Source organism: Streptomyces venezuelae, from assembly GCF_008642335.1.
In the GTDB taxonomy this organism is placed as follows: domain Bacteria; phylum Actinomycetota; class Actinomycetes; order Streptomycetales; family Streptomycetaceae; genus Streptomyces; species Streptomyces venezuelae_F.
Genome location: NZ_CP029191.1, coordinates 4494076 through 4516917 on the forward strand (window position 1 = coordinate 4494076; position 22842 = coordinate 4516917).

General features: G+C 70.9%; 22 protein-coding genes. 11 read left to right on the forward strand and 11 right to left on the reverse strand.

What is annotated here, in order from left to right:
• Positions 1-184: 184 nt before the first annotated feature.
• From ftsH to DEJ49_RS20375, 3 genes are all read left to right on the forward strand, one after another.
• Positions 185-2209 (forward strand): ATP-dependent zinc metalloprotease FtsH, encoded by a 2025-nt coding sequence (ftsH, locus tag DEJ49_RS20365; protein ID WP_150185445.1) that lies wholly within the window; start codon positions 185-187, stop codon positions 2207-2209.
• A gap of 110 nt (positions 2210-2319) precedes the next feature.
• A complete protein-coding gene (gene folE / locus DEJ49_RS20370) occupies positions 2320-2925 on the forward strand; it encodes a GTP cyclohydrolase I FolE (protein WP_150185446.1) in 606 nt (201 codons plus the stop codon).
• Positions 2926-3043: 118 nt separating this feature from the next.
• Positions 3044-4048: an aldo/keto reductase gene (locus DEJ49_RS20375; protein ID WP_150185447.1), complete on the forward strand. Its 1005-nt coding sequence runs from the start codon at positions 3044-3046 to the stop codon at positions 4046-4048.
• Between the two features lie 30 nt (positions 4049-4078).
• Here the strand turns inward: DEJ49_RS20375 and DEJ49_RS20380 are convergent, their stop codons facing one another.
• The 6 genes from DEJ49_RS20380 to DEJ49_RS20405 form a co-directional block, all read right to left on the reverse strand.
• Complete coding sequence (locus tag DEJ49_RS20380) at positions 4079-4564, reverse strand: DUF3180 domain-containing protein (protein WP_150185448.1); 486 nt, start codon at positions 4562-4564, stop codon at positions 4079-4081.
• Between the two features lie 47 nt (positions 4565-4611).
• Positions 4612-5223, reverse strand: coding sequence for a 2-amino-4-hydroxy-6-hydroxymethyldihydropteridine diphosphokinase (folK, locus tag DEJ49_RS20385; RefSeq protein WP_150185449.1), 612 nt, complete (start codon positions 5221-5223; stop codon positions 4612-4614).
• A complete protein-coding gene (folB, locus tag DEJ49_RS20390; protein ID WP_055565731.1) occupies positions 5220-5579 on the reverse strand; it encodes a dihydroneopterin aldolase in 360 nt (119 codons plus the stop codon). The genes folK and folB overlap by 4 nt, the downstream gene beginning before the upstream one ends.
• A 155-nt stretch (positions 5580-5734) precedes the next feature.
• On the reverse strand, positions 5735-6271 hold the full coding sequence (locus DEJ49_RS20395; protein ID WP_150185450.1) for a nuclear transport factor 2 family protein: 537 nt from the start codon (positions 6269-6271) through the stop codon (positions 5735-5737).
• Positions 6268-7140 (reverse strand): dihydropteroate synthase, encoded by an 873-nt coding sequence (gene folP / locus DEJ49_RS20400; RefSeq protein ID WP_150185451.1) that lies wholly within the window; start codon positions 7138-7140, stop codon positions 6268-6270. The genes DEJ49_RS20395 and folP overlap by 4 nt, the downstream gene beginning before the upstream one ends.
• Positions 7141-7196: 56 nt before the next feature.
• Positions 7197-9017 carry a phosphatidylglycerol lysyltransferase domain-containing protein gene (locus DEJ49_RS20405; RefSeq protein WP_150185452.1) on the reverse strand — a complete coding sequence of 607 codons (1821 nt, stop codon included), beginning with the start codon at positions 9015-9017 and terminating at the stop codon, positions 7197-7199.
• A gap of 262 nt (positions 9018-9279) precedes the next feature.
• Between DEJ49_RS20405 and DEJ49_RS20410 the strand changes: the two genes are divergently transcribed.
• Positions 9280-10398, forward strand: a complete 1119-nt coding sequence (locus DEJ49_RS20410) for an alpha/beta hydrolase (RefSeq protein WP_150185453.1) — start codon at positions 9280-9282, stop codon at positions 10396-10398.
• An 18-nt stretch (positions 10399-10416) separates the two neighbouring features.
• Here the strand turns inward: DEJ49_RS20410 and DEJ49_RS20415 are convergent, their stop codons facing one another.
• Entirely contained in the window at positions 10417-11571 is a 1155-nt protein-coding gene (locus tag DEJ49_RS20415; protein WP_150185454.1) for an ABC transporter ATP-binding protein, read from the reverse strand.
• A 158-nt stretch (positions 11572-11729) separates the two neighbouring features.
• Between DEJ49_RS20415 and DEJ49_RS20420 the strand changes: the two genes are divergently transcribed.
• The 4 genes from DEJ49_RS20420 (at position 11730) to DEJ49_RS20435 (ending at position 15484) form a co-directional block, all read left to right on the forward strand.
• A complete protein-coding gene (locus DEJ49_RS20420) occupies positions 11730-12458 on the forward strand; it encodes an ABC transporter permease (RefSeq protein WP_150185455.1) in 729 nt (242 codons plus the stop codon).
• Positions 12455-13117: an ABC transporter permease gene (locus tag DEJ49_RS20425; protein WP_150185456.1), complete on the forward strand. Its 663-nt coding sequence runs from the start codon at positions 12455-12457 to the stop codon at positions 13115-13117. Before DEJ49_RS20420 ends, DEJ49_RS20425 begins: the two co-directional genes overlap by 4 nt.
• An 83-nt stretch (positions 13118-13200) precedes the next feature.
• Positions 13201-14172, forward strand: coding sequence for an ABC transporter substrate-binding protein (locus DEJ49_RS20430; RefSeq protein ID WP_150185457.1), 972 nt, complete (start codon positions 13201-13203; stop codon positions 14170-14172).
• A 163-nt stretch (positions 14173-14335) separates the two neighbouring features.
• Positions 14336-15484: a hypothetical protein gene (locus tag DEJ49_RS20435; protein ID WP_150185458.1), complete on the forward strand. Its 1149-nt coding sequence runs from the start codon at positions 14336-14338 to the stop codon at positions 15482-15484.
• A 40-nt stretch (positions 15485-15524) separates the two neighbouring features.
• On the opposite strand, the gene DEJ49_RS20440 is transcribed toward DEJ49_RS20435, so the two are convergent.
• Both DEJ49_RS20440 and DEJ49_RS20445 read right to left on the reverse strand, forming a co-directional pair.
• Positions 15525-16814: a PH domain-containing protein gene (locus tag DEJ49_RS20440; RefSeq protein ID WP_223832915.1), complete on the reverse strand. Its 1290-nt coding sequence runs from the start codon at positions 16812-16814 to the stop codon at positions 15525-15527.
• A gap of 77 nt (positions 16815-16891) precedes the next feature.
• Positions 16892-17398: a PH domain-containing protein gene (locus tag DEJ49_RS20445; RefSeq protein ID WP_223832916.1), complete on the reverse strand. Its 507-nt coding sequence runs from the start codon at positions 17396-17398 to the stop codon at positions 16892-16894.
• Positions 17399-17453: 55 nt separating this feature from the next.
• On the opposite strand from DEJ49_RS20445, the gene DEJ49_RS20450 reads away from it, so the two are divergent.
• Entirely contained in the window at positions 17454-18617 is a 1164-nt protein-coding gene (locus DEJ49_RS20450) for an NADH-quinone oxidoreductase subunit D (RefSeq protein ID WP_150185461.1), read from the forward strand.
• Here DEJ49_RS20450 and DEJ49_RS20455 read toward each other — a convergent pair.
• Positions 18582-19613, reverse strand: coding sequence for an SAM-dependent methyltransferase (locus DEJ49_RS20455; RefSeq protein ID WP_223832917.1), 1032 nt, complete (start codon positions 19611-19613; stop codon positions 18582-18584). The genes DEJ49_RS20450 and DEJ49_RS20455 overlap by 36 nt on opposite strands.
• A gap of 106 nt (positions 19614-19719) precedes the next feature.
• Between DEJ49_RS20455 and DEJ49_RS20460 the strand changes: the two genes are divergently transcribed.
• Positions 19720-20922, forward strand: a complete 1203-nt coding sequence (locus DEJ49_RS20460) for a sensor histidine kinase (RefSeq protein ID WP_150185462.1) — start codon at positions 19720-19722, stop codon at positions 20920-20922.
• A 35-nt stretch (positions 20923-20957) separates the two neighbouring features.
• Positions 20958-21629, forward strand: coding sequence for a response regulator transcription factor (locus tag DEJ49_RS20465; protein ID WP_150185463.1), 672 nt, complete (start codon positions 20958-20960; stop codon positions 21627-21629).
• Here DEJ49_RS20465 and DEJ49_RS20470 read toward each other — a convergent pair.
• Complete coding sequence (locus DEJ49_RS20470) at positions 21626-22732, reverse strand: DUF5937 family protein (RefSeq protein ID WP_150185464.1); 1107 nt, start codon at positions 22730-22732, stop codon at positions 21626-21628. The two genes, DEJ49_RS20465 and DEJ49_RS20470, sit on opposite strands and share 4 nt — an antisense overlap.
• Positions 22733-22842: the final 110 nt, after the last annotated feature.

The window sequence follows — 22842 nt, forward strand, 5'->3', positions numbered from 1 at the left end:
CCGCCGAGCGCGCCGCGTACGACGCAGGGGAACCCTCACCCGTTTCCCGACGTTGGAGCATGCGAAGGCCGGATTGCCAGCAGTCCCGGGCAGCTTCGGGTCACAATGCTGGGGTACCGTCCGAAGAACAGTCTTTATCAAACTCACTATGGCAGGAGGGACGGGGCGTCATCGCTCCGTATGGATGGACGTGAAGCGATACTTCCGTGGGCCAGTCATGTGGATCGTGCTGGCCGTCCTTGCCGTGGTCGTGTTGATGCAGGTCGTCGGCTCGTCCGGTGGCTACAAGACGGTGGACACCGGCCAGGTCGTCCAGGCGATCAACGACAACAAGGTCGAGTCCGCAAAGATCACCACCGGTGACGAGCAGATCATCAAGGTCGAGCTCAAGGACGGCCAGAAGGTCAAGGACAGCAGCAAGATCCAGGCGAGCTACATCGGCGACCAGGGCGTCGACCTCGCCAAGACCCTGCAGTCCAAGTACCAGACCAAGGACATCCCGGACGGTTATACCGTCTCGCCGTCCAAGCAGAACCCGTTCGTCGGCATCCTGCTCTCCCTGCTCCCCTTCGTCCTGATCGTCGTCGTCTTCCTGTTCCTGATGAACCAGATGCAGGGCGGCGGCTCCCGGGTCATGAACTTCGGGAAGTCCAAGGCGAAGCTCATCACCAAGGACACCCCGAAGACGACGTTCGCCGACGTGGCGGGGTCCGACGAGGCGGTCGAGGAGCTCCACGAGATCAAGGAGTTCCTCCAGGAGCCGGCGAAGTTCCAGGCCGTCGGCGCCAAGATCCCCAAGGGCGTGCTGCTCTACGGCCCGCCCGGTACCGGTAAGACGCTCCTCGCGCGTGCCGTCGCCGGTGAGGCCGGAGTCCCGTTCTACTCGATCTCCGGTTCCGACTTCGTCGAGATGTTCGTCGGTGTCGGTGCCTCCCGTGTGCGTGACCTCTTCGAGCAGGCCAAGGCGAACGCCCCGGCGATCGTCTTCGTCGACGAGATCGACGCCGTCGGCCGTCACCGCGGTGCCGGTCTCGGCGGTGGCCACGACGAGCGCGAGCAGACGCTGAACCAGCTGCTCGTCGAGATGGACGGCTTCGACGTGAAGGGCGGCGTCATCCTGATCGCCGCCACGAACCGCCCCGACATCCTCGACCCGGCGCTGCTGCGCCCGGGCCGCTTCGACCGGCAGATCGCCGTCGACCGCCCGGACATGCAGGGCCGTCTGGAGATCCTCAAGGTTCACCAGAAGGGCAAGCCGGTCGCCCCGGACGTCGACCTCTCCGCGGTCGCCCGTCGCACGCCGGGCTTCACCGGCGCGGACCTGAGCAACGTCCTCAACGAGGCCGCGCTGCTCACCGCCCGCAGCGACAAGAAGCTGATCGACAACAGCATGCTCGACGAGGCGATCGACCGCGTCGTGGCGGGCCCGCAGAAGCGGACCCGGATCATGTCCGACAAGGAGAAGAAGATCACCGCGTACCACGAGGGCGGACACGCCCTGGTCGCGGCGGCCTCACCGAACTCGGACCCGGTCCACAAGATCACGATTCTGTCCCGCGGCCGGGCCCTGGGTTACACCATGGTCCTGCCCGAAGAGGACAAGTACTCGACCACGCGCAACGAAATGCTCGACCAGCTGGCGTACATGCTGGGCGGGCGCGCGGCCGAGGAGCTCGTCTTCCACGACCCGACGACGGGCGCGGCGAACGACATCGAGAAGGCCACGGGCACGGCCCGCGCGATGGTCACGCAGTACGGCATGACCGAGCGGCTCGGCGCGATCAAGTTCGGCGGCGACAACACCGAGCCCTTCCTCGGCCGCGAGATGGGCCACCAGCGCGACTACTCGGAAGAGGTCGCGGCGCTGGTCGACGAAGAGGTCAAGAAGCTCATCGAGACCGCGCACAACGAGGCGTGGGAGATCCTCGTCGAGAACCGCGACGTGCTCGACAACCTGGTCCTGCAGCTCCTGGAGAAGGAGACGCTCGGCAAGGAAGAGATCGCCGAGATCTTCTCGACCATCGTGAAGCGCCCGGCCCGCCCGGCGTGGACCGGCTCCTCGCGGCGCACGCCCTCGACCCGCCCGCCGGTGCTCTCCCCCAAGGAGCTGTCGCTGACGAACGGTGCGAACGGCGCGACCCCGGCGGTCACGTCGGGCAGCACGGAGCAGCCCCTCGAGGTGGCCCCGGAGGACCGCCCCGAGAGCTGATCCCGCTCGCCTCAGCAGGCCCGGAATGGATGCCGCGCCCCCCTGGTTCTAGCCTGGGGGCGCGGCTTATTTCGTACGCCCGCGTGAGACGCACAGGAACGAGGCACAAGATGACCGACCCGGTGACGCTGGACGGCGATGGCCTGATCGGCGAGTTCGACGAGAAGCGGGCCGAGAACGCCGTACGCGAGCTGCTCATCGCCGTGGGGGAGGACCCCGACCGGGAGGGGCTGCGTGAGACCCCGGGACGCGTCGCGCGGGCGTACAGGGAGATATTCGCCGGGCTCTGGCAGAAGCCCGAGGACGTGCTGACGACGACGTTCGATCTCGGCCACGACGAGATGGTCCTGGTGAAGGACATCGAGGTCACCTCCTGCTGTGAGCACCACCTGGTGCCGTTCCGCGGCGTGGCGCACGTGGGGTACATCCCGTCCACCTCCGGCAAGATCACCGGCCTGTCGAAGCTGGCCCGCCTCGTGGATGTGTACGCGCGCCGTCCGCAGGTGCAGGAGCGCATGACGACGCAGATAGCGGACTCGCTGATGGAGATCCTGGAGCCGCGCGGCGTCATCGTCGTCGTGGAGTGCGAGCACATGTGCATGTCGATGCGCGGCATCCGCAAGCCCGGCGCCAAGACCATCACCTCCGCGGTCCGCGGCCAGCTGCGCGACCCCGCGACGCGCAACGAGGCGATGAGCCTGATCATGGCCCGCTGAGGCAGCCGCCGGATCCGAGCGGGACGGAGGCCTTCGTTCCGCTCAACTCGCCTGCTGTGTGCGGTCGTTGTGGCCGAAAGCGGTGGACGGTGGGGGTGGTGGCCGAAAGACTGCGTGTATGACGAATACGAGCACGCAGTCCCTGCCCACCCGCAAGCTCGGCGGCCTGGAGGTCTCCGCCCTCGGTTACGGCGCCATGGTCCTCTCCCCGGGCGTCTACGGCGAGGTCGACGACGAGCGCGGCGAGCGGGCTCTCCTCGCGGCGGTCGACGCGGGTGCCACGATCATCGACACCTCCGACGGTTACGGCGCCGACGGCCACAACGAACGCCTCATCGGCAAGGCCCTGCGGGGACGCCGCGACCAGGTCGCGATAGCCACCAAGTTCGGCTTCCGGCTGCCGGAGGGCGTGGAGCCGCACCCCTTCCCCATCGGCTACGCCTTCGGTGAGCTGGCGGTCAACGGCGACCCGAAGCACGTACGCGGCTATGCCGAGGCGAGCCTGCGGGGTCTGGAGACGGACTACATCGACCTGTACTACCCGCACTTCCCCGACCCGCAGATCCCCCTGGAGGACACCGTCGGGGCGGTCGCCGAGCTGATCCGGGACGGACTCGTACGGCACCTCGGCCTCTCGAACGTGACGGCCGCCCAACTGCGGGCCGCGCACGCCGTGCACCCCGTGTCGGCGGTGCAGATCGAGTGGTCGATGTGGAAGCCCGCGGAGCCGGAACTCCTCGCGGCGGCGCGGGAGCTCGGGGTCGGGCTCGTGCCGTGGTCGCCGCTGGGCGCCGGCTTCCTCACCGGCACGGTCGGCCAGGTCACGGAGGGCGACTTCCGGCAGAACGCGCCGCGCTTCGACGCTGCGAATCTCAAGGCCAACAACGACCGCTTCGCGCCCGTGCGGGGCGTGGCACAGGAGCTGGACATCACCCCGGCGCAGCTGGCGCTCGCCTGGCTGCTGCACCAGGACCCGAACGTGGTGCCGATCCCCGGCAGCCGTACGCCGAAGCACATCGAGGAGAACCTCGCGGCCGCGCACGTACGGCTGGACGCGGACGTCCTCGGGCGTCTGGAGCGGATCCTGGGGGAGACGGAGGTCGAGGGCGGCACGCTGCTGTAGCGCCCGCCAGGGCGTTCCGGTGGGCGGGGCCTACGCCGCCGCGGGCGTCTCGCCGTTCTCGTCGTCGTCCTCGGGGAGCTTGCAGACGCGCTCCATGAAGAAGCCGGCCGCTATCACCGCGATGCCCATCAGGACCGAAAGCCCCGCGTACACCGCCTGGTCGCGGCGGGGCGGGATGTCGAGGGACTCGAGCAGGAACACACCCGTCCCGCCGTACATCCCCGCGACCAGGGCCGCGACCAGGGCGCTCGCCTGGCCGAAGACGACCGCGCGGGCGGCCATCATCGGCTCGACGCCCTTGGCGCCGGGGCGCCGCTCGCGCTGGGCCTTGAGCCGGGAACGCAGGGACAGCGCCGTCGCGAGGAGGGTGACGGCGATGACCGCGAGCACGATGGGCGCGGCCAGCGGAACGCGCGGCAGGGTGCCGACGGAGTCCCAGAGGCGGGCGCCCGACCAGGACAGGACTCCGGCCGCGAGGAAGAGGCCGACCAGTGTCCTGATGCGCAGTTCCTTCACGGGTGACCCTTCATCGGCTTGCTTACCTCGACCGCCTTCTCCAACGACTACTCCGGCAGTCGGAGTTCCAGGTCGGCGCGGGGAGCCACGCCGTCCAGGGTGACCGCGTCGAGCAGCTTCGCGACCGGGCCCCGGCCGGTCAGCTGGGCCTCGGGCTCCACATCGTGCCAGGGAGCGAGGACGAAGGCGCGCTCGTGGGCGCGCGGGTGGGGCAGCGTGAGGGCCGGGTCGTCGGAGACCACGTCCGCGTACGCCACGATGTCCACGTCGATGGTGCGCGGGCCCCAGCGCTCGTCCCGCACGCGGTGGAAGGCCTCCTCGACCGCCTGCGCGCGCTCCAGGAGCGAGGCGGGCGGCAGGGTCGTCTTCACCACGACGACCGCGTTGAAGTACGAGGGCTGGGTGCCGGGGTCGACGCCCCAGGGCTCGGTCTCGTACACCGGAGAGACCGCCTTGACCCGCAGGCCGGGGGTGTCCTCCAGGGCGTCGACGGCGCCCTGCAGCGTCTCCAGGCGGTTGCCCAGGTTGCTGCCGAGGGAGATCACGGCGCGCTGGGGGTTGGACAGCGTCGAGTCCGCGGCGTCCACCTGCGCGACGACGGAGGTGGGCACCGGCTGGACGGTGGGGTCGCTCTGACCCGCTTTGAAGGGCGCAGTCATACTCGGCTCCGGGTGATGGTGACGGTCACGTCGTCGAAGGGGACGGTGATCGGGGCGTCCGGCTTGTGCACGCAGACCTCGACCTCCAGAACTCCGTCGTGCTTGAGACACGCCTGGGCGATGCGCTCCGCGAGCGTCTCGATGAGGTCGACGGGTTCGCCCTCGACGACGGCCACGACCTCTTCGGCCACGATTCCGTAGTGCACCGTCTTCGCCAGGTCGTCGTCGGCCGCGGCCGCTCGTGTGTCCAGGCCGAGCACCAGGTCCACGATGAAGGTCTGGCCTTCTTCGCGCTCCCGCGGATAGACACCGTGGTGCCCGCGGGCCTTGAGGCCGCGCAGCGCGACACGATCCACGCGAATCACTCCTGCAATCGTCGGTATCGGCCGGCCTGTACCGAGTGCGGTCGGCACACCAGCCTCGATCGAATCTACCTGCGAGCACTGACAGCACTCGCCCGCGGGGCCCGTCGGGCGCCTCGGCACACACTGGTCGAAGCGCGTCTACCCACTCAGGTGGGGGTCTCCTCACCCTCTTCGTCGTCGGTTTCCGCGAGGACGGGGGAGGCGTGGTGCGACCACAGCTTCCAGCCGTCGGGTGTGCGGCGAAACACATTCGTGGCGACCACGAGCTGGCCCACGAGCGGGCCGAGCTCGCCGCCGCCCTCCGGGGGCGGGCCGCCGCTGAGGATGTTCTCCGTGCACGTCACCAGAGCGGTGTCGCCGGCCACGCCGACCTTCAGGTCGGTGAGGAAGAACTGGATGTACTCGGTGTTCGCCATGATCAGCGCGTACGACCTGAGGACCTCGCCGCGGCCCGTCAGGACCGGCCAGCCGGGGTGGACGCAGGAGACGGCGTCACCGGCCGTGTCACCGCCCTCCGCGCCTTCGGCGCCCTCGGTGTCCTCCGCGTCCCCTGAGCCCTCCGGGGTGTCCCCGGAGTCCAGCCAGAGGTCGGAGACCTCGTCGAAGTCGCCGCGTTCGAGTGCTTCGTAGAACGCCGTGTTGGCGAGTTGTACCTGCTCGATGTCGGTCCTGGCGGCGGTCACCGAGGGCCGCCAGCCGCGCCGGTCACGGCGCGGGCGACGCGGACCGCGTCGGCGGTCGCCCGCACCTCGTGCACGCGGACCGCCCAGGCGCCCTGGTGGGCGGCGATGGCGGAGACGGCGGCGGTGGCGGCGTCGCGCTCGCGGGCGGGCGGCGGGGCGCCCTCGGGGCCCGCGAGGACGCGGCCGAGGAACCGCTTGCGGGAGGCGGCGACGAGGACCGGGTGGCCGAGGTCGCGCAGGCGCTCCAGGTGGGCGAGGAGCGTCAGGTCGTGCTCGGCCTCCTTGGAGAAGCCGAGGCCCGGGTCGACGACGATGCGCTCGGGGGCGATGCCGCCCTCGATGGCGGCCTGCACGCGCGCGTGGAGCTCGTCGACGACTTCGGAGAGCACGTCTTCGTAGTGCGGCTCGGCGTGGATGTCGGTGAGGAAGCCGCGCCAGTGCATGACCACGAAGGGGGCGTGCGCGGCGGCGACCGCCGGGACCATGCGCGGGTCGGCGAGGCCGCCGCTGACGTCGTTGACGAGGACGGCGCCGGCCGCGAGCGCCTGCTCGGCGACGGTGGCGCGCATCGTGTCCACGGAGACCGTGACGCCCTCCGCGGCCAGGCCGCGGACGACGGGGACGACGCGCTTGAGCTCTTCGTCCTCGTCCACGCGGGGTGCGCCGGGGCGGGTGGACTCGCCGCCGACGTCGACGAGGTCGGCGCCCTGGGCGACCAGGTCGATGCCGTGCTTGACGGCGGCCGTCGTGTCGAACCAGCGCCCGCCGTCGGAGAAGGAGTCCGGCGTCACGTTCACCACGCCCATGACCGCACAGCGGTCCCACTCCGGCAGCCCCTGGACCGATCCCCGCCCGCGCAACGTACTCATACCTCCAGCCTAGGGCCTGACCCAAACGACAGGCCCTCAGCCCGGAAGCGGTGCGATTACGCCGCCTGGACCTCCCGCTCCGCGGCCCGGTGCGGGCAGGGGCGGCGCTGGGGCGTGCCCCGGCGCAGGAAGCGCGGCAGGGCGAGCGTGACGAAGCCCTCGGCCTGCATCGCGGCGAAGCCGATGCGGGGGAGGTCCTTGCTGGAGCGGTAGACGACGAAGCGGGGCTCCCAGCGGGGGCGGAACTTCGCGTTGAACTTGTACAGGGACTCGATCTGGAACCAGCGGGACAGGAACACCAGCAGGCCGCGCCAGGCGCGCAGGACCGGGCCCGCGCCGATCTTCTCGCCGCGTGCGAGGGCCGCGCGGAACATGGCGAAGTTGAGGGACACGCGCGCGATGCCGAGCTTGGGGGCCGCCTGGAGGGCGGCGACGATGAGGAGCTCGTTCATGCCGGGGTCGGCCGCGCGGTCGCGGCGCATGAGGTCCAGGGAGACGCCGTCCTTGCCCCACGGAACGAAGTGCAGGACAGCCTTCAGGTCGCCGTAGGGGCCCGGCTCCTCGTCGGCCTTGTGGGCGGTGGCGATCAGACAGTCGCCGTCGTCCGGGTCGCCGATGCGGCCGAGCGCCATGGAGAAGCCGCGCTCGGTGTCGGTGCCGCGCCAGGCCTCGGCGGCCCGCTGGATCCGGGTGAGCTCCTGTTCGCCCAGGTCACGGATGCGCCGTACGCGCGTCTCGTAGCCATTGCGCTCGATCCGCTTGACCATCTGGCGTACGTTGCGCATCGCACGCCCGGACAGGGAGAAATCCGCGACGTCCACCACCGCCTCGTCACCCAGTTCCAGGGCGTCCAGGCCGGTCTCGCGGGTCCACACCTCGCCGCCCGTCTCGGAGCAGCCCATGACGGCCGGGGTCCAGGAGTGGGCCTTCGCCTCGTCCATGAAGCGCTCGATCGCGCCGGGCCAGGCCTCGACGTCGCCGATCGGGTCGCCGCTGGCGAGCATCACTCCGGAGACGACGCGGTAGGTGACGGCGGCCTTGCCGCTGGGGGAGAAGACGACGCCCTTGTCGCGGCGGAGCGCGAAGTGGCCGAGGGAGTCGCGGCCGCCGTGCCTGTCGAGCAGGGCGCGCAGCTTCGTCTCGTCGTCCTCGGTGAGGCGCGCGGCCGGGTGCTCGGGGCGGAAGGCCAGGTAGATGGTGGTGAGGGCGGTGAGCATGCCGAGGGCGCCGAGGGAGAAACCGACCGTCCAGGACGTGCGTCCGTAGTAGTCGACCGGGCCCTCGAAGCCGAAGAGGCCGTAGAGGACGTGCTCCAGACGATCGGTGATGCTGGGGTCACCGATGGTCTTGCCGGGGTGGACGCTGACGATCACCAGACCCAGCAGAATCGATCCGGCACCGAGGAGGACGAAGTTGGCGAGGGCACGCCAGCGGCTGCGCGGGTCGGGCAGGGCGGTGAACTCACTCCGATGGCGCAGCAGAAGCGCCAGGAGCGCGATCGAGATGACGACGCCGATGATCGAGTGCCGGTACGCGAACTGCGCCGCGGCGCCCGCGGGCAGCAGCACCACGGCGGCCCGCCAGGCCCGCCGCTTGTGGCGCCGCAGCCCGTGCGCGAGAAGGAGCAGCAGGATGCCGGAGCTGAGCGCGAGCGCGGCGGCGAAGGGGCCGAGCGCGCCGGGCAGCACCTCGGCGATGGCGTGCATACGGCTGTGCCGGAAACGGGGGAAGACGCCCGCCGCGACGTTCAGGAGGCCGACGAGGGTGCAGGCTCTGGCGACCCAGGTGGGCACCGCCTCCGGGCGTGGCCCGCGCAGCACCTTGTGCAGCCGACCGTCGCGGTGGCGCACCTCACTGTCCGGAACCCCGCCCGACATTTCCCCATCTATCCTGACAGACATCGCATCCCGTAGTTCTGCGAGAGAGCTTTAATCCGGTGCCAAAAGCGCATCCGGCTACATTGCGCCCTCTAGGACGGTCCTTCAGGGAGACGGGTTCATTCCCGACCGGAAACGGCTGGAAATGCTCTGGCAGGCCCCCGGCGGGCCCGCGGCATCTCCCGCCGACCGGGCCGTCCAGGGTCCGGTCGAGCCGAGGCACGTGCCCGGCACAGGTTAGAAAGCGCAGGCAGAACTCCCCATGGGTCTCACGAGCAACAAGGTCCTCGCCCTTGCGGTCTTGCTGGCGGTGCTGTTCTTCGTCGGCACGATCTGGCTCTGGCCGCGGCTCGCCCGCCGCAGCTGGAAGGCGGTGACGGGCCGTGTCGGGCTGCTCCTCGCCACGCAGGTCGCGGTCTTCGCCTCGGTGGGTCTGGCGGCCAACCAGGCCTTCGGCTTCTACGCCACGTGGGCGGACCTTTTCGGCCAGGAGACGGCTCCCGGAGTGGTGGTGGACCACGATCCGGCCAAAGGAGCAGGGCCCGTCAAGGTCGTCGACACCCAGACCGTGAACGTGCCGGGCGGCGGCCGGCCCTCCGTCGGAGGCCAGATCCAGAAGGTCGAGATCGGCGGACAGGAGTCCGACATAGGCAGCCCCGCCTACGTCTACCTGCCGCCCGAGTACTTCCAGCCGCAGTACAGGGACCGCAAGTTCCCCGCGTCCGTGGTGCTCACCGGCTACCCGGGCACCGCGGAGGCCCTCATCAAGGGCCTGCACTACCCGCAGACCGCCCACAAGCAGGCGGCCGACGGCAAGATGCAGCCGATGATCCTCGTCATGATGCGGCCGACCGTGGCGCCGCCGCGCGACACCGAGTGCGTCGACGTGCCGGGCGGACCGCAGACCGAGACGTTCTTCGCCAAGGACCTGCCCCGGGCGATATCCGACCACTACAGGGTGGGCCGCAAAGGACAGAACTGGGGCGTCATCGGCGACTCCACGGGCGGCTACTGCGCGCTGAAGCTCGCCATGCACCATCCGGGCACGTACGGCGCGGGAGCGGGCCTGTCCGCGTACTACAAGGCACCCATCGACGTCACCACGGGTGACCTCTTCCACGGCGACAAGGAGCTGCAGCAGCACGCCGACCTGGACTGGTACCTGGACCACATGCCGCCGCCCAAGACGTCCCTCCTGGTGACCACCAGCAAGAAGGGCGAGGGCAACTACCACGACACCCTGAAGTTCATCGACAAGGTGAAGGCGCCCACGCGCGTCTCGTCGATCACGCTCGAGAGCGGCGGGCACAACTTCAACACCTGGCGCCGGGAGATCCCCGCGACGCTGGAGTGGATCAGCGGTCGGCTGAGCGCCGACTAGGGCCCCGGGACACCGGCCTCAGCCCTTGATCGCCGTCACCGTCTCCAACTCGACCTCCGCGCGGGCGATGTCCCGCGCGTCCGCCGCCGTCGAGCGGCGCAGCGCCTCGTGCAGCCGGGCCGGTGTCAGCACGCCCAGGAAGCGGCCCTCGCTGTCCTTGTCGATGACCGCGATCCAGCCCGCGTCGTGCTGGAGCATCGTCGCGAACGCCTGCTTCAGGCTCGCGCCGACCGGCAGCCACGCCTCCATGCGGCGGGCGTGCTCGCGGACCGTGCCGCTCTCCGCGCGCGCGTGCTCGGCGGAGATCCAGCCGTGCAGGTTGTTCTCGCCGTCCAGGACGACGGCCCAGCGCGCGTCGAGCTCCTTGGGGAGCGCGTCGTCGAGGTGCACCACGGGCGGCTGTTCCAGGTCGCCCTCCTCGATCGGTGTCACGGAGAGCCGCTTCAGGCCCCGGTCCGCGCCGACGAAGTCCGCTACGTAGTCGTTCGCGGGCGCCCCGAGGACCGTCGACGGAGTGTCGAACTGCTCGATGCGGCCCTCTCCGTAGACCGCGATGCGATCCCCGAGGCGGACCGCCTCCTCGATGTCGTGCGTGACGAAGAGCACCGTCTTGCGCACCGCCTGCTGGAGCCGGAGGAACTCGTTCTGCAGGTGCTCGCGGACGACCGGGTCGACCGCGCCGAAGGGCTCGTCCATGAGCAGCACCGGCGGATCGGCGGCCAGCGCGCGGGCCACGCCGACGCGTTGGCGCTGGCCGCCCGAGAGCTGTTCGGGGTAGCGGTCGCCGAAGACTGTGGGGTCGAGGCCGACCAGGTCGAGGAGTTCGGCGGCGCGCTCGCGGGCCTTGCCGCGTTTGACGCCGAGGAGGTGCGGGACGGTCGCCGTGTTCTCGAGGACCGTCTTGTGCGGGAAGAGACCGACCTGCTGGATCACATAGCCGATACGGCGCCGCAGTTGCACGGGATCGATTCCGGATATGTCGTCGCCGTCGACGAATATCCGGCCCTCGCTCGGCTCGATGAGCCGGTTCACCATTTTCATCGTCGTCGTCTTGCCGCAGCCCGACGGGCCCACGAGCGTGACCAGTTCGCCCTCAGCGACCTCGAAGGACAGATCGTCGACGGCCGTGGTGCCGTCCGCGTACCGCTTGGTGACGTGCTCGAACCGGATCATGGTTCCCCATTGTGGAGGGCGGCGAGGGGCTTTGCGTGACGGCCGTGTTGCGGCCGTACAACGACTCACTGCGATTGTCGGTGCCGCGCGTTAGGGTCGCCAGACACGGGGGGACGTGTGTACGGCATACGTCTGCGAATTCGGGGGAGGTGGGGCGAGTGGCCGAGCAGAACTGTCTGGTGACGAACGACTGGATCTGCGGGGAATATCTCCGCTCCCGGAGCCAGGAGTTGATCGACGCGACCCTGCAGCACGTCGGGATCACCGTCGCCTCCGTGGCGATCGGGGTCGCCGTCGCCCTGCCGCTCGCGCTGCTCGCACGGCGCTTCCGCTTCCTCGCGGGACCGATCCTCGGCGTGACGACCGTGCTCTACTCGGTCCCTTCGCTCGCGATGTTCTCGCTGCTCCTGCCCTTCTTCGGGCTCTCCGTCTCGCTGGTCGTCACCGGCCTCGTCCTGTACTCGCTGACGGTCCTGGTGCGGAACATCCTGGCCGGTCTCCAGGCCGTCCCCGAGGAGGCGAGGGACGCCGCGAAGGGCATGGGGTACGGCCCGTTGAGGCTGTTGTGGGAGGTGGAGCTGCCGCTCGCGCTGCCCGCGCTCCTCGCCGGCGTGCGCATCACCACGGTCTCCACGGTCGCCCTGACCACCGTCGGCGCGATCGTGGACTACGGCGGCCTGGGCACCCTCATCCTCGACGGCCTCGACACGACCTTCAAGGCGCAGGTCCTGACCGCCTCGGTGCTCTGCGTGCTCCTCGCCGTCACCGCCGACCTGCTGCTGCTCGGGCTCCAGCGGCTGCTGACGCCGTGGACGCGAGCCCATCGCACACGGACGAGCCGGGCGTCCCGCAAGGCGGCCGTGACGAAGGTGGCTGAGCCCGCATGAACGCGATCACGGGGGCGTGGGAGTGGCTGACCACGGGCGCCAACTGGGAGGGCGAGAAGGGCGTCTGGCACCGCCTCGCCGAGCATCTGTACTTCAGCGGGGTCTGCCTCGCCGTCGCCTGCGCGATCGCGCTGCCCCTGGCGCTGTACCTGGGGCACATGGGCAAGGGCGGCGCGCTCGCCGTCAACATCTCCAACGTCGGCCGCGCGGTGCCCACGCTGGCCCTGCTGATTCTCCTCACGCTCACGCCCCTCGGTGAGCACGGTGACGCGCCGACGCTGATCGCGCTGGTGCTCTTCGCCGTCCCGCCGCTGCTGACCAACGCCTACCTCGGCATGCGGGAGGTGGACCGCGCGGTGGTGGAGGCCGCACGCGGGATGGGGATGAGCGGCGGCCAGCTGTTCGCGCGGGTCGAACTGCCGCTGGCGTACCCGCTGATCATGACCGGCATACGGTCCGCGGGGGTGCAGGTCGTCGCGACGGCCACGCTCGCCGCGATGGCGGGCGAAGGCGGTCTCGGCCGGATCATCACGGCCGGGTTCAACCTGCAGAACACCCCGCAAGTGGTCGCGGGCGCCGTCCTGGTGGCGCTGCTCGCGCTCCTCGTGGAGGGGGTCCTGGTGGTGGCCGGGCGGCTCTTCGACCCCATGCGGCGGTAGGCGGCGGCCCGAGGCGGTGGGCGGCTCGTAGACGGCTGTGAGTTCCGAGTTTTTTTCTTTCCTTTCGAAATGGTGGTTCACCGATGAACAGCACAACGCGTCGCGCGCGACGGATGGCAGGGGCGGCCGCGGCCGTCGTGGCGCTGACCGCGGGTCTCGCCGCGTGTGGCGGGGACAGCCTGGAGGACGACGGCAAGGGGTCGGACAAGGCGGGCGGTGACAAGAAGGGCTCAATCGTGGTGGGTTCGGCGCGGTTCACCGAACAGAAGGTGCTCGCCGAGCTCTACGTGGGTGTCCTGGAGAAGGCCGGTTATGACGCGCAGGTCAAGACCGTGCAGAACCGCGAGATCTACAAGCCCGAACTGAAGAAGGGCTCGATCGACGTCGCTCCTGAATACGCGGCGACGCTCGCGGAATTCCTCAACCTGGAGAAGAACGGCCCGAAGGCCGAAGCGGTTGCCTCCAGCGATCTGGACGCCACGGTGAGCGCGCTGGAGAAGCTCGCGGAGCCCGAGGGCCTGAAGGTGCTTCCGGCCGGTGAGGCGGTCGACCAGAACGCGTTCGCGGTCTCCAAGGAATACGCGAAGGAGCACAAGCTCAAGACGCTCTCGGATCTCGGCAGGTCGGGGGAGAAGGTCAAGATCGCGGCGGGCGACGAATGCGAGTCCCGCCCGTTCTGCGCGCCGGGTCTGAAGAAAAAGTACGGCATCGACGTCACCGGGATCGACCCCAAGGGTGTCGGCACCACGCAGTCCAAGCAGGCCGTCAAGAACGGCACGGACCAACTGGTGCTGACCACGACGACCGACGCGACGCTGAAGAACTACGACCTCGTCATCCTCGAGGACGACAAGAAGCTGCAGAACGCGGACAACATCCTTCCCGTGGTGAACGCGAAGGAGGCGGGCGGCAAGGAGATAGCCGAGGCCCTCGGCAAGCTCACCAAGACGCTCACGACGGACGACCTCATCGAACTCAACCGGAAGGTCGACGAGGAGCGTCAGAAGGAAGCGGATGTCGCCGAGGAGTATCTGAAGTCGAAGGGCCTCATCTGAAGATGATCAAGAAAAGCGCCGGGAAGTCCGCCGGTCGCAGCGGAAGTTGAGCGCTGAATCAGAGGAGGGCAGGGGTGGCGAGTTGCGACGAGTTACGACCGCGGTGACTGCTTTTTGGCGGGCGGGGCACCACACTTCGCCTACGCGCGGTAAGTTTCTGGCCATGCCACGTGGACGCCACCGCCATTCCCCACCCCTGCACAGGCTGCTTCCTCCTACGACGGTCGCAGGCGTTTCGATTCTCAGCGCCGGCGGCGCCTGGATGTTCGCGGAACCCGTCGTGCTCCGCGGGCTCGTCGCGGCCGCGGCCGCCGCTGCCGTCGTCGGCTCGGTCGTCATGCGCCGCTGGGACCAGACGGCCGGCAAGCGCGTCGCCGAGCTCACCCGCGCCCGCGCGAGCGACGAGTGGCGCTACGAGGAACGGATAGCCGAGGCCGAGTCCGACCTCGAGGAGTCCCGCGAGCTGCGGGGCAGGCTGGAGACGAAGCTGCGCGCCAAGCGCGCGGAGCTCGCGGCCCTGCGCAACGAACACGCCGCGCTCCTGCGGCGGTACGCCACCGCGGAGACGGAGCGGGCCAGCGCCCTGGAGGGGCGACGGCTGCTCGCCATCGAGGCGACGTCTCCGGAGGCGCCCGCGCTGCCCTCGTCGGGGACGGCTTCGAAGTCCGGTGCCGAGGATCTGGTGCCCGCGGTGCGCTCGGGGGCGCCGGGGCGTGTGCCGGCCTCTCCTGCTCCGCGTAAGGAAACCTCTGCGCGTACGGAGACCTCTTCACGTACGGAGGCCTCCGCGCGTACCGAGACCGCCCCGCGTAAGGACGCCTCCATCGAGCGTGCGCAGGCTTCCGCCAGGCCGGGGGCGTCCCCCACGCCCTCGCTGTTCCTGCGGGCCAACGCGGCGCTCGACCGCATGACCCCGGCCGCGCCACCGCAGGCGGCGCCAGGAGCCGCGCGGGACGCGGAGGACGAGTCGCGGGGGAAGCCCGGGGCGGCCGATGGATACGCCGGGCACGAGCGCGCGGTCGCCGTCGCGCCGCCCGCGCAGTCGCGACGGCAGGCTCCGCAGGGCGGGTTCGACTTCTTCGGCACGAAGAACGTGGCCCCGGCCGCGCTGGAGTCCGTGCAGAACGAGGACCTCGCCGACGTGGTGGGCGAGGAGGCCCTCGCCGTCCACAAGGCGGAGGCCGAGGGCGAGTTCAAGGACGCGCCCGAGGGCGACGCGGCGCGCGGCGTCGGACAGGTCATCGACCTGACGGCCCATGACGAGACCGAGCAGATCGACGTCGGGGAACTGCGGACGGCCCTCCGCGCGTAACGCTTCGCCGGGGCTCCCTCAAGAGAGGGAGCCCCGGGCGTCAGGCCATCCAGCGGTCAGGGATGGCCTCTCTGCGGCCCGTCCGGGAGCGGTCCGCCTGGGCGCGGAGGAGTGCCGCCGCCTCGTCCGCGGGGCGCAGCCGGGCCGCCACCGTCTTGTTGGCGCCCGTGTCCACCCGTACGTCCGCGACGCCCTTGAAGCGCTCCCAGGGGCCTTGGGAGAGCCGCACGCTCTGGACCTTCGCGTGCGGGACGAGGGACAGGCGGCGCTTGAGCAGGCCGTGGCGGGCCGCGAAGACCTCGTCGGTGACCGCGAGGCCGTACCCCCTCCACCACAGCGGCGCACACCACGCCGCACGTGCGGGCGGCCGCACGAGGTCCGCGGCATCCGGCACGCGCACCCCCGGCAGGACCCGCCCGATCACCGCGTCGGCGAGCTCGCGCGGCGCCACCGGGACCAGCACGCTGTTCGCCGACCCCGCCACGTCCAGCTCCACCCGCACCCAGCCGCGCCGCCGCCACAGCAACGGCTGCACCACGTGCACCGTCTGCACCCGGCCGGGGGGCACCGTCTCGTGGGCCTTGTCGAGCAGCCCGTGGTCGATGCGGATGCCGTCGGGGGACTCGCCCACCGTCCAGTCGTACTCCTTGATGAAGCGGCCGCCGCTGCTCGCGAACGCGCCGCCCAGCATGGGGACGGCGGCGCCGAGGGTCGTCCACAGGCTGTGGGTGCCGAACCAGATGAAGGCGGGCACCAGGGACGCCGCGAGGAGCGCGCCCCAGGGCGCGCCGGTGAGCAGCAGGGAGAGGGCGAGCATGCGCGGCTGGACGTGCAGCAGGCCCCGCACGGGTGCCTCGCCGACCTCGCGTGCCTCCTCGGGGACGAAACCGGCCGCCCGCGCGAGGAGTTCGGCCCGCAGTTCGGCCGCTTCGCGCTCGCCCAGGTAGGCCAGCTCGTCCTTCTTCTCCGCACCGACGACGTCCAGTTTGAGCTTGGCGACCCCCGCTATGCGCGCCAGCAGTGGCCGTGTCACGTCGACGGCCTGGAGCCGGTCCAGGCGGATGTGGGCGGTGCGCCGGAAGAATAGTCCTGTGCGGATGCGCAGCTCCGTGTCAGTGACGGAGAAGTGCGTGAACCACCAGCTCAGGAAGCCGTACAACGCGCCGCCTACGACCACGGCCACGCTGCCGAGGAGCAGGGTGGTGGCGGTCAGCGCGGAGAGGCGCTGCTGCGTGCCGTTCGGGTCGTGGACCGCCCAGCCGACCAGGACCGCGCAGGGCGCCCACGCGCGGCGCAGCGGCGTGACGGGGTGCAGGCGCCGCTCGGGCACCGCGTCGTCCGTCCCGGGGCGGACGTCCTGCGCTGCTTCTCGTACGCCCTGTACGGCCCCGTCTTCCCGCGCGCCTTTCACAGCCCCGCCGATCGGGCTTCGCCGAGCTCGGTCAGCCGGTCGCGCAACCGCTCCGCCTCCTCGGGAAGCAGGCCCGGGATACGTGCGTCGGTGGCCGCCGCCGCGGTGTGCAGTTGGACGCTCGCGAGTCCGAAGCGGCGCTCCACGGGTCCCGACGTCACCTCGACGAGCTGCATCCGGCCGTACGGCACGACCGTCTCCTCGCGCCACAGCACGCCCCGGCTGATGAGCAGGTCGTCGGCCCGCTCCGCGTACCGCCACGAGCGCCAGTTGCGGCCGAGCACCGGCCAGCCCCAGGCGACGACGGCGAGCGGCACCAGCGCGAACGCGGCCCACGCAGGCCCCACGAACAGGCCGAGGGGGATCCCGACGGCCGCCGCGAGCGGCACGAGCCAGACCACCAGCAGGAGCCGCCGCAGTCGCAGCAGCCCCCTCGGCAGTCCCGTCCACACCGGCTCGGTCCGCTCCCGTGCCGGTTCCGGCCCCGCTGTCCCCGTGTTCATGCCCCAAGCGTACGTAGCGCCGCTGACACGGCGGCTCGTGCGAGAGACTGTGGCCATGAGTCCCACGACGGAGACCACCACGGAGACCACGCTCGGCGTCGGCGGAGCGGCCGAGAGCACCGACATGGTGCTCAACATCGGCCCCCAGCACCCGTCCACGCACGGCGTGCTCCGCCTCCGCCTGGTCCTGGACGGCGAGCGCATCCAGCACGCGGAGCCGGTCATCGGCTATATGCACCGCGGTGCGGAGAAGCTCTTCGAGGCGCGGGACTACCGGCAGATCGTGATGCTGGCCAACCGCCACGACTGGCTCTCGGCGTTCTCGAACGAGCTGGGCGTCGTCATGGCCGTGGAGCGGATGCTCGGCATGGAGGTCCCGGAGCGCGCCGTCTGGATGCGCACGCTCCTCGCCGAGCTGAACCGTGTACTGAACCACTTGATGTTCCTCGGGTCCTACCCGCTCGAACTGGGCGGCATCACCCCGGTGTTCCACGCGTTCCGCGAGCGCGAGGAGCTCCAGAACGTGATGGAGGAGATCTCCGGCGGCCGCATGCACTACATGTTCAACCGCGTGGGCGGCCTCAAGGAGGACCTGCCCGCCGGATGGACCACCCGCGCGCGGGAGGCGGTCGCGTCGGTGCGGTCACGCATGGACGTGTACGACCGTCTGGTGCTCGGCAACGAGATCTTCCGGGGCCGTACGCGCGGCGTCGGCGTCCTCAGTCCGGAGGCGGTACACGCCTACGGAGTGAGCGGCCCCATCGCCCGCGCCTCCGGAGTCGACTTCGACCTGCGCCGCGACGAGCCGTACCTGGCGTACGGCGAGCTCCAGGACACGCTGAAGGTCGTCACGCGCGAGGAGGGCGACTGTCTGGCCCGCTTCGAGTGCCTCCTGGAGCAGACCCACAACGCGCTGGCCCTCGCGGACGCCTGCCTGGACCGGCTCGCCGAGCTCCCGCAGGGGCCGGTCAACCAGCGCCTGCCGAAGGTCCTGAAGGCGCCGGAGGGCCACACGTACGCGTGGACGGAGAACCCTCTCGGCATCAACGGCTACTACCTCGTCAGCAAGGGCGAGAAGACCCCGTACCGCCTCAAGCTGCGCTCGGCCTCGTACAACAACATCCAGGCGCTGACCGAGCTGCTTCCGGGGCAGCTGGTCGCGGACATGGTGGCGATCCTGGGGTCACTGTTCTTCGTGGTCGGCGACATCGACAAGTAGGGCGCTCAGGGCGACATCGACAGGCTGCAGCAGCCAGCCGAAGTCGCCGAGTCCGCCGGGCGCGGTGAGCTCGGCGGCCTCTCCCGCGCGCGTGAGGGCCCGTACGTACGCCGTCGGGTCGGTGGAGGCGAGCGTCAGGGGCGGACGGCCGCCGCTCACGCCCAGCGCGCCGAGCGCCGCCCGCTGGGTGAGCAGCGCGGCGCCGTCCGCCGCGCAGGCGTCCAGCGCCACATGTGCCGTGATGTCGCGGCTGCCGTCGGGCACGGGGGCCGTCTCGCGGCCCTCCCTGAAGCCCGTCAGCGTCCCGAAGGGCGGCCGGGTGTCCCGGGTGTGGGCGTAGTCGACGGCGACCGCGAGGCCGCGCGTCAGGGTCGCGGTGGCGGCCGCCCACGCCTCGTCCCTGGGGCGCCCGATCTCCGCGCGCAGGCCGGGCTCGGCGTCGAGGGGCCACCAGCGCGCCAGCCACTCCGCGTCCGGCCCCGCCACGGGGTCGCCCGGCGTCTCGCTGCCCTCCTCGTCCACGAGCACGCGGCGCGGCACGCCGTCGGCGGCCACCTCGACGACGTCCACGGGGACGTTGTCCAGCCACTCGTTGGCGAACAGCAGGCCCGTGACTCCGGCCGGCGGAGTGCTCCGCCACTCGATGCGCGGGTCGAGGTCCGCCGGGCGCTCCGCGAGCTCCACGGCGTACGCACGCACGCGTGCCGCCACATCCGGGGGGAGCGCGGCGAGGACGGCCGCGGTGAGCTCGCCGCGGCCCGCCCCCATGTCCACGAAGGCCATCTCGTGCGGGTGACCGAGTGCCGTGTCCAGGCGGGTCAGCAGACGGGCCACGGCGCCCGCGTAGAGGGGCGAGGCGTGCACGGACGTGCGGAAGTGGCCCGCCGGGCCCTCGGGGCGGCGATAGAAGCCCTGAGGGCCGTACAGAGCCGTCTCCGTGGCCTCGCGCCAGCCGCGCGGCGCGGTCGTCCGTAGCACTTCCTTGTCGTTCGTCACAGCCCGCAGGCTAAGCGGGCCTCCACCTTGGGGAGTACATGTACCTGCTACGGATCGGACCTTCGGTTGACCCAAGGGCGCCGATGGCCTGCCTACGCTGGGTTACGTGCAGCGCCTCTATGACTTCCTCCGCAGACACCCGACATGGGTCGACGGCTTCTGGGCCTTCGTCCTGCTCGGGATCTCCGGGATCGGTCTGGTGTCCATGGCCGAGGGGGCAGGGCGCGAGCCGCAGGCCCTGTCGATCCCCATCGCCCTCGGGTTCGCCCTGGTGATGACGCTGCGCCGCCGCGCCACCGAGAAGATGCTGGTGCTCGCCGCGGTCCTCGGTTTCCTCCAGCTCGTCTTCGACGTGGGGACGATGCCCGCGAACTTCGCGATGCTGGTGATCGTCTACACCGCGGCGGCCGACGGAGCGCGCTGGGCCTCGCGGTTCGCGCTGGTCGGCGGGTTGTGCGCGGCCCCGCTGTCGATGATGCGCTGGCCCACGGAGAACACCGACACCGTCGGGCTCGTCCTGCTCACGATGTTCCAGATCGTGCCCTTCGCGCTCGCCTGGGTCCTCGGCGACTCCATCCGCACCCGCCGCGCCTACTTCGCACAGCTGGAGGAGCGCGCCGACCGCCTGGAGAAGGAGCGCGAGGCGCAGGCGAAGGTCGCGGTGGCGGCCGAGCGGGCCCGGATCGCCCGCGAGCTGCACGACGTCGTGGCGCACAACGTCTCCGTGATGGTGGTCCAGGCCGACGGCGCCGCGTACGTCATGGACACCGCCCCCGACCAGGCGAAGAAGGCCCTGGAGACCATCTCGGGCACCGGCCGCCAGGCGCTCGCGGAGATGCGCAGGCTGCTCGGGGTGCTGCGCACCGGGGAGCCCGAGGAGAGCGGCGAGTACGTCCCGCAGCCGGACGTCGAGCAGCTCGACGACCTCATCGAGCAGGTCCGTACGGCGGGCCTGCCCGTCGACTACAAGGTGGAGGGCACCCCGCGCCCCCTGCCCAGCGGCGTCGAGCTCACCGCGTACCGCATCGTGCAGGAGGCCCTCACCAACACCCGCAAGCACGGCGGTGAGAACGCCGGGGCGAGCGTGCGTCTGGTCTACTTCGACGACGGCCTCGGGCTGCTGGTCGAGGACGACGGCAAGGGCGCCCCGCACGAGCTGTACGAGGACGGCGGGGCCGACGGCAGCGGGCACGGCCTGATCGGCATGCGCGAGCGGGTCGGCATGGTCGGCGGCACGCTCGACGCGGGGCCCCGTCCCGGCGGCGGGTTCCGGATCAGTGCGCTGCTGCCGCTGAAACCCGCACACTGAGCACACCACCCCACAGCCCTTCGGAAGGACCCTTGATGTCGATCCGCGTGATGCTCGTCGACGACCAGGTGCTGCTGCGCACCGGGTTCCGGATGGTGCTCGCCGCCCAGCCGGACATGGATGTCGTCGCGGAGGCGGGCGACGGCGTGGAGGCGCTGGAGGTGCTGCGCGGGACCGAGGTCGACGTGGTGCTGATGGACGTCCGCATGCCGAAGCTCGACGGCGTGGAGACGACCCGGCGCATCTGCCAGGACGCCAACCCGCCGAAGGTCCTGATCCTGACCACGTTCGACCTCGACGAGTACGCCTTCTCGGGGCTGAAGGCCGGCGCGTCCGGCTTCATGCTCAAGGACGTGCCCCCGGGGGAGCTGCTCGCCGCGATCCGGTCCGTGCACAGCGGTGACGCGGTGGTCGCGCCGTCCACGACGAGGCGGCTCCTGGACCGCTTCGCGCCGATGCTGCCGAACGCCGGCGGGCAGCCGCAGCACAAGCACCTGGAGCGCCTCACGGACCGCGAGCGCGAGGTCATGATCCTGGTCGCGCAGGGCCTGTCGAACGGCGAGATCGCGGCGCGGCTCGTCCTGTCGGAGGCGACCGTGAAGACGCACGTCGGACGCATCCTGACCAAGCTGGACCTGCGGGACCGGGTGCAGGTGGTGGTCCTCGCGTACGAGACGGGGCTCGTGCGGGCCGGGGGCGCTTCCTAGCGCAGCACGCCCTCGATGAAGTCGCTGCCCAGGCGGGACACGACGCTGATGTCCAGCTGGTGCTGGACATAGCGCCCCCTGCGGCGCGTGGTGATCAGGTCCGCCTTCTTCAGGACGCTCAGGTGCCGGGATATCTCCGGCGCCGTCATGCCGTGCGCGTCGGCCAGCTCGCTCGTGGTGTACGCCCCGCGCGCGAGGTGGCGGCACAGGCGCATCCGCACCGGGTGGGCGAGCGCGGACATGCGGCGGGTCAGCTGCTCCACGGTGGGCGGTGAGGTGAGGCCGGGAGCGCTGATCGGGTACGTGATCGACGCCTGCCAGCCCTTGCGGTGCAGCACCCACAGGTGCGGCCAGCCGAGGCTCGTCGGGACGATCGTCAGGCCGCCGGAGCCGGTGGTGGTCCGGCCGTCGGACATCTTGTCCACGGTGATGACCTGACCGCTCTCGTCCAGGGAGACCGCTCCGGAGATGGCCTTCAGGGCCTCCGCGAGCCCCTTGCGCCGCAGCAGCTCGGTCTTGTGCCGGGCGTCCGCGGCCAGTTGGTGGTGCACGCGGGCCCAGGTGTCGGCGAAGAAGGCCTCGTCGCAGTCCTCCATGAGCGTGCGGAACCACGCGCGGACGACCGGCGGATCCTCCAGGAGCCGCTTGGTGAACCGCACCTGGTGCGGGCCGCGCGCGGCGGCGAGGTCCAGCGCGCGCCGCTGCACGGCGGGGTCGGCGAGGAGCCTGCGGTCCGGCTCCGCGTACGTCGACTGGCAGGTGAACTCCAGGGCCGCGTCCACGAACTGCTCGTCGCTCAGCTTGTCCAGCTGGTCGAGCTCCTCGGCGAGCGTGGCCCCCGGCAGCGCGCTCCGCCCCGGCAGTCCCGCGAAGGGCGCGAAGACGTCGGAGAACGTCGTGCGCCACAGGAAGTCGGCCTCGCAGAGGCGGTCCGCGAGGCAGGGGTCCAGGCGCGTGGACACGGCCGTCACCCAGCCCTGCAGCCCCGGGTGGTGGCCCGGCTCGGACAGGGCGTGCAGCGACATGCCGAGTTCGGACAGGGGCGAGGGCACGACGTGGATCCGCTCCTGGGCAAGGCCGCTGATGTCGATGCTCACGCTCATGGCCCCATGGTGCACCTCCGCACTGACAGCGCGGCCGTCGATTGACGAGCGCCGTCAATCGACGCGACGCGGACGGGGCGGCAGGAGCAGGCTTGTGGTCATCGGGAAGC

Coding starts and splice junctions, on each gene's coding strand:
- DEJ49_RS20415 (WP_150185454.1), bottom strand. CDS start 11,571: ATGATCCGGTTCGAGCACGTCACCAAGCGGTACGCGGACGGCACCACG.
- DEJ49_RS20425 (WP_150185456.1), top strand. CDS start 12,455: ATGAACGCGATCACGGGGGCGTGGGAGTGGCTGACCACGGGCGCCAAC.
- DEJ49_RS20430 (WP_150185457.1), top strand. CDS start 13,201: ATGAACAGCACAACGCGTCGCGCGCGACGGATGGCAGGGGCGGCCGCG.
- DEJ49_RS20435 (WP_150185458.1), top strand. CDS start 14,336: ATGCCACGTGGACGCCACCGCCATTCCCCACCCCTGCACAGGCTGCTT.
- ftsH (WP_150185445.1), top strand. CDS start 185: ATGGACGTGAAGCGATACTTCCGTGGGCCAGTCATGTGGATCGTGCTG.
- DEJ49_RS20410 (WP_150185453.1), top strand. CDS start 9,280: ATGGGTCTCACGAGCAACAAGGTCCTCGCCCTTGCGGTCTTGCTGGCG.
- DEJ49_RS20445 (WP_223832916.1), bottom strand. CDS start 17,398: ATGAACACGGGGACAGCGGGGCCGGAACCGGCACGGGAGCGGACCGAG.
- DEJ49_RS20405 (WP_150185452.1), bottom strand. CDS start 9,017: ATGTCGGGCGGGGTTCCGGACAGTGAGGTGCGCCACCGCGACGGTCGG.
- folP (WP_150185451.1), bottom strand. CDS start 7,140: ATGAGTACGTTGCGCGGGCGGGGATCGGTCCAGGGGCTGCCGGAGTGG.
- folE (WP_150185446.1), top strand. CDS start 2,320: ATGACCGACCCGGTGACGCTGGACGGCGATGGCCTGATCGGCGAGTTC.
- DEJ49_RS20470 (WP_150185464.1), bottom strand. CDS start 22,732: ATGAGCGTGAGCATCGACATCAGCGGCCTTGCCCAGGAGCGGATCCAC.
- folK (WP_150185449.1), bottom strand. CDS start 5,223: ATGACTGCGCCCTTCAAAGCGGGTCAGAGCGACCCCACCGTCCAGCCG.
- DEJ49_RS20450 (WP_150185461.1), top strand. CDS start 17,454: ATGAGTCCCACGACGGAGACCACCACGGAGACCACGCTCGGCGTCGGC.
- DEJ49_RS20375 (WP_150185447.1), top strand. CDS start 3,044: ATGACGAATACGAGCACGCAGTCCCTGCCCACCCGCAAGCTCGGCGGC.
- DEJ49_RS20465 (WP_150185463.1), top strand. CDS start 20,958: ATGTCGATCCGCGTGATGCTCGTCGACGACCAGGTGCTGCTGCGCACC.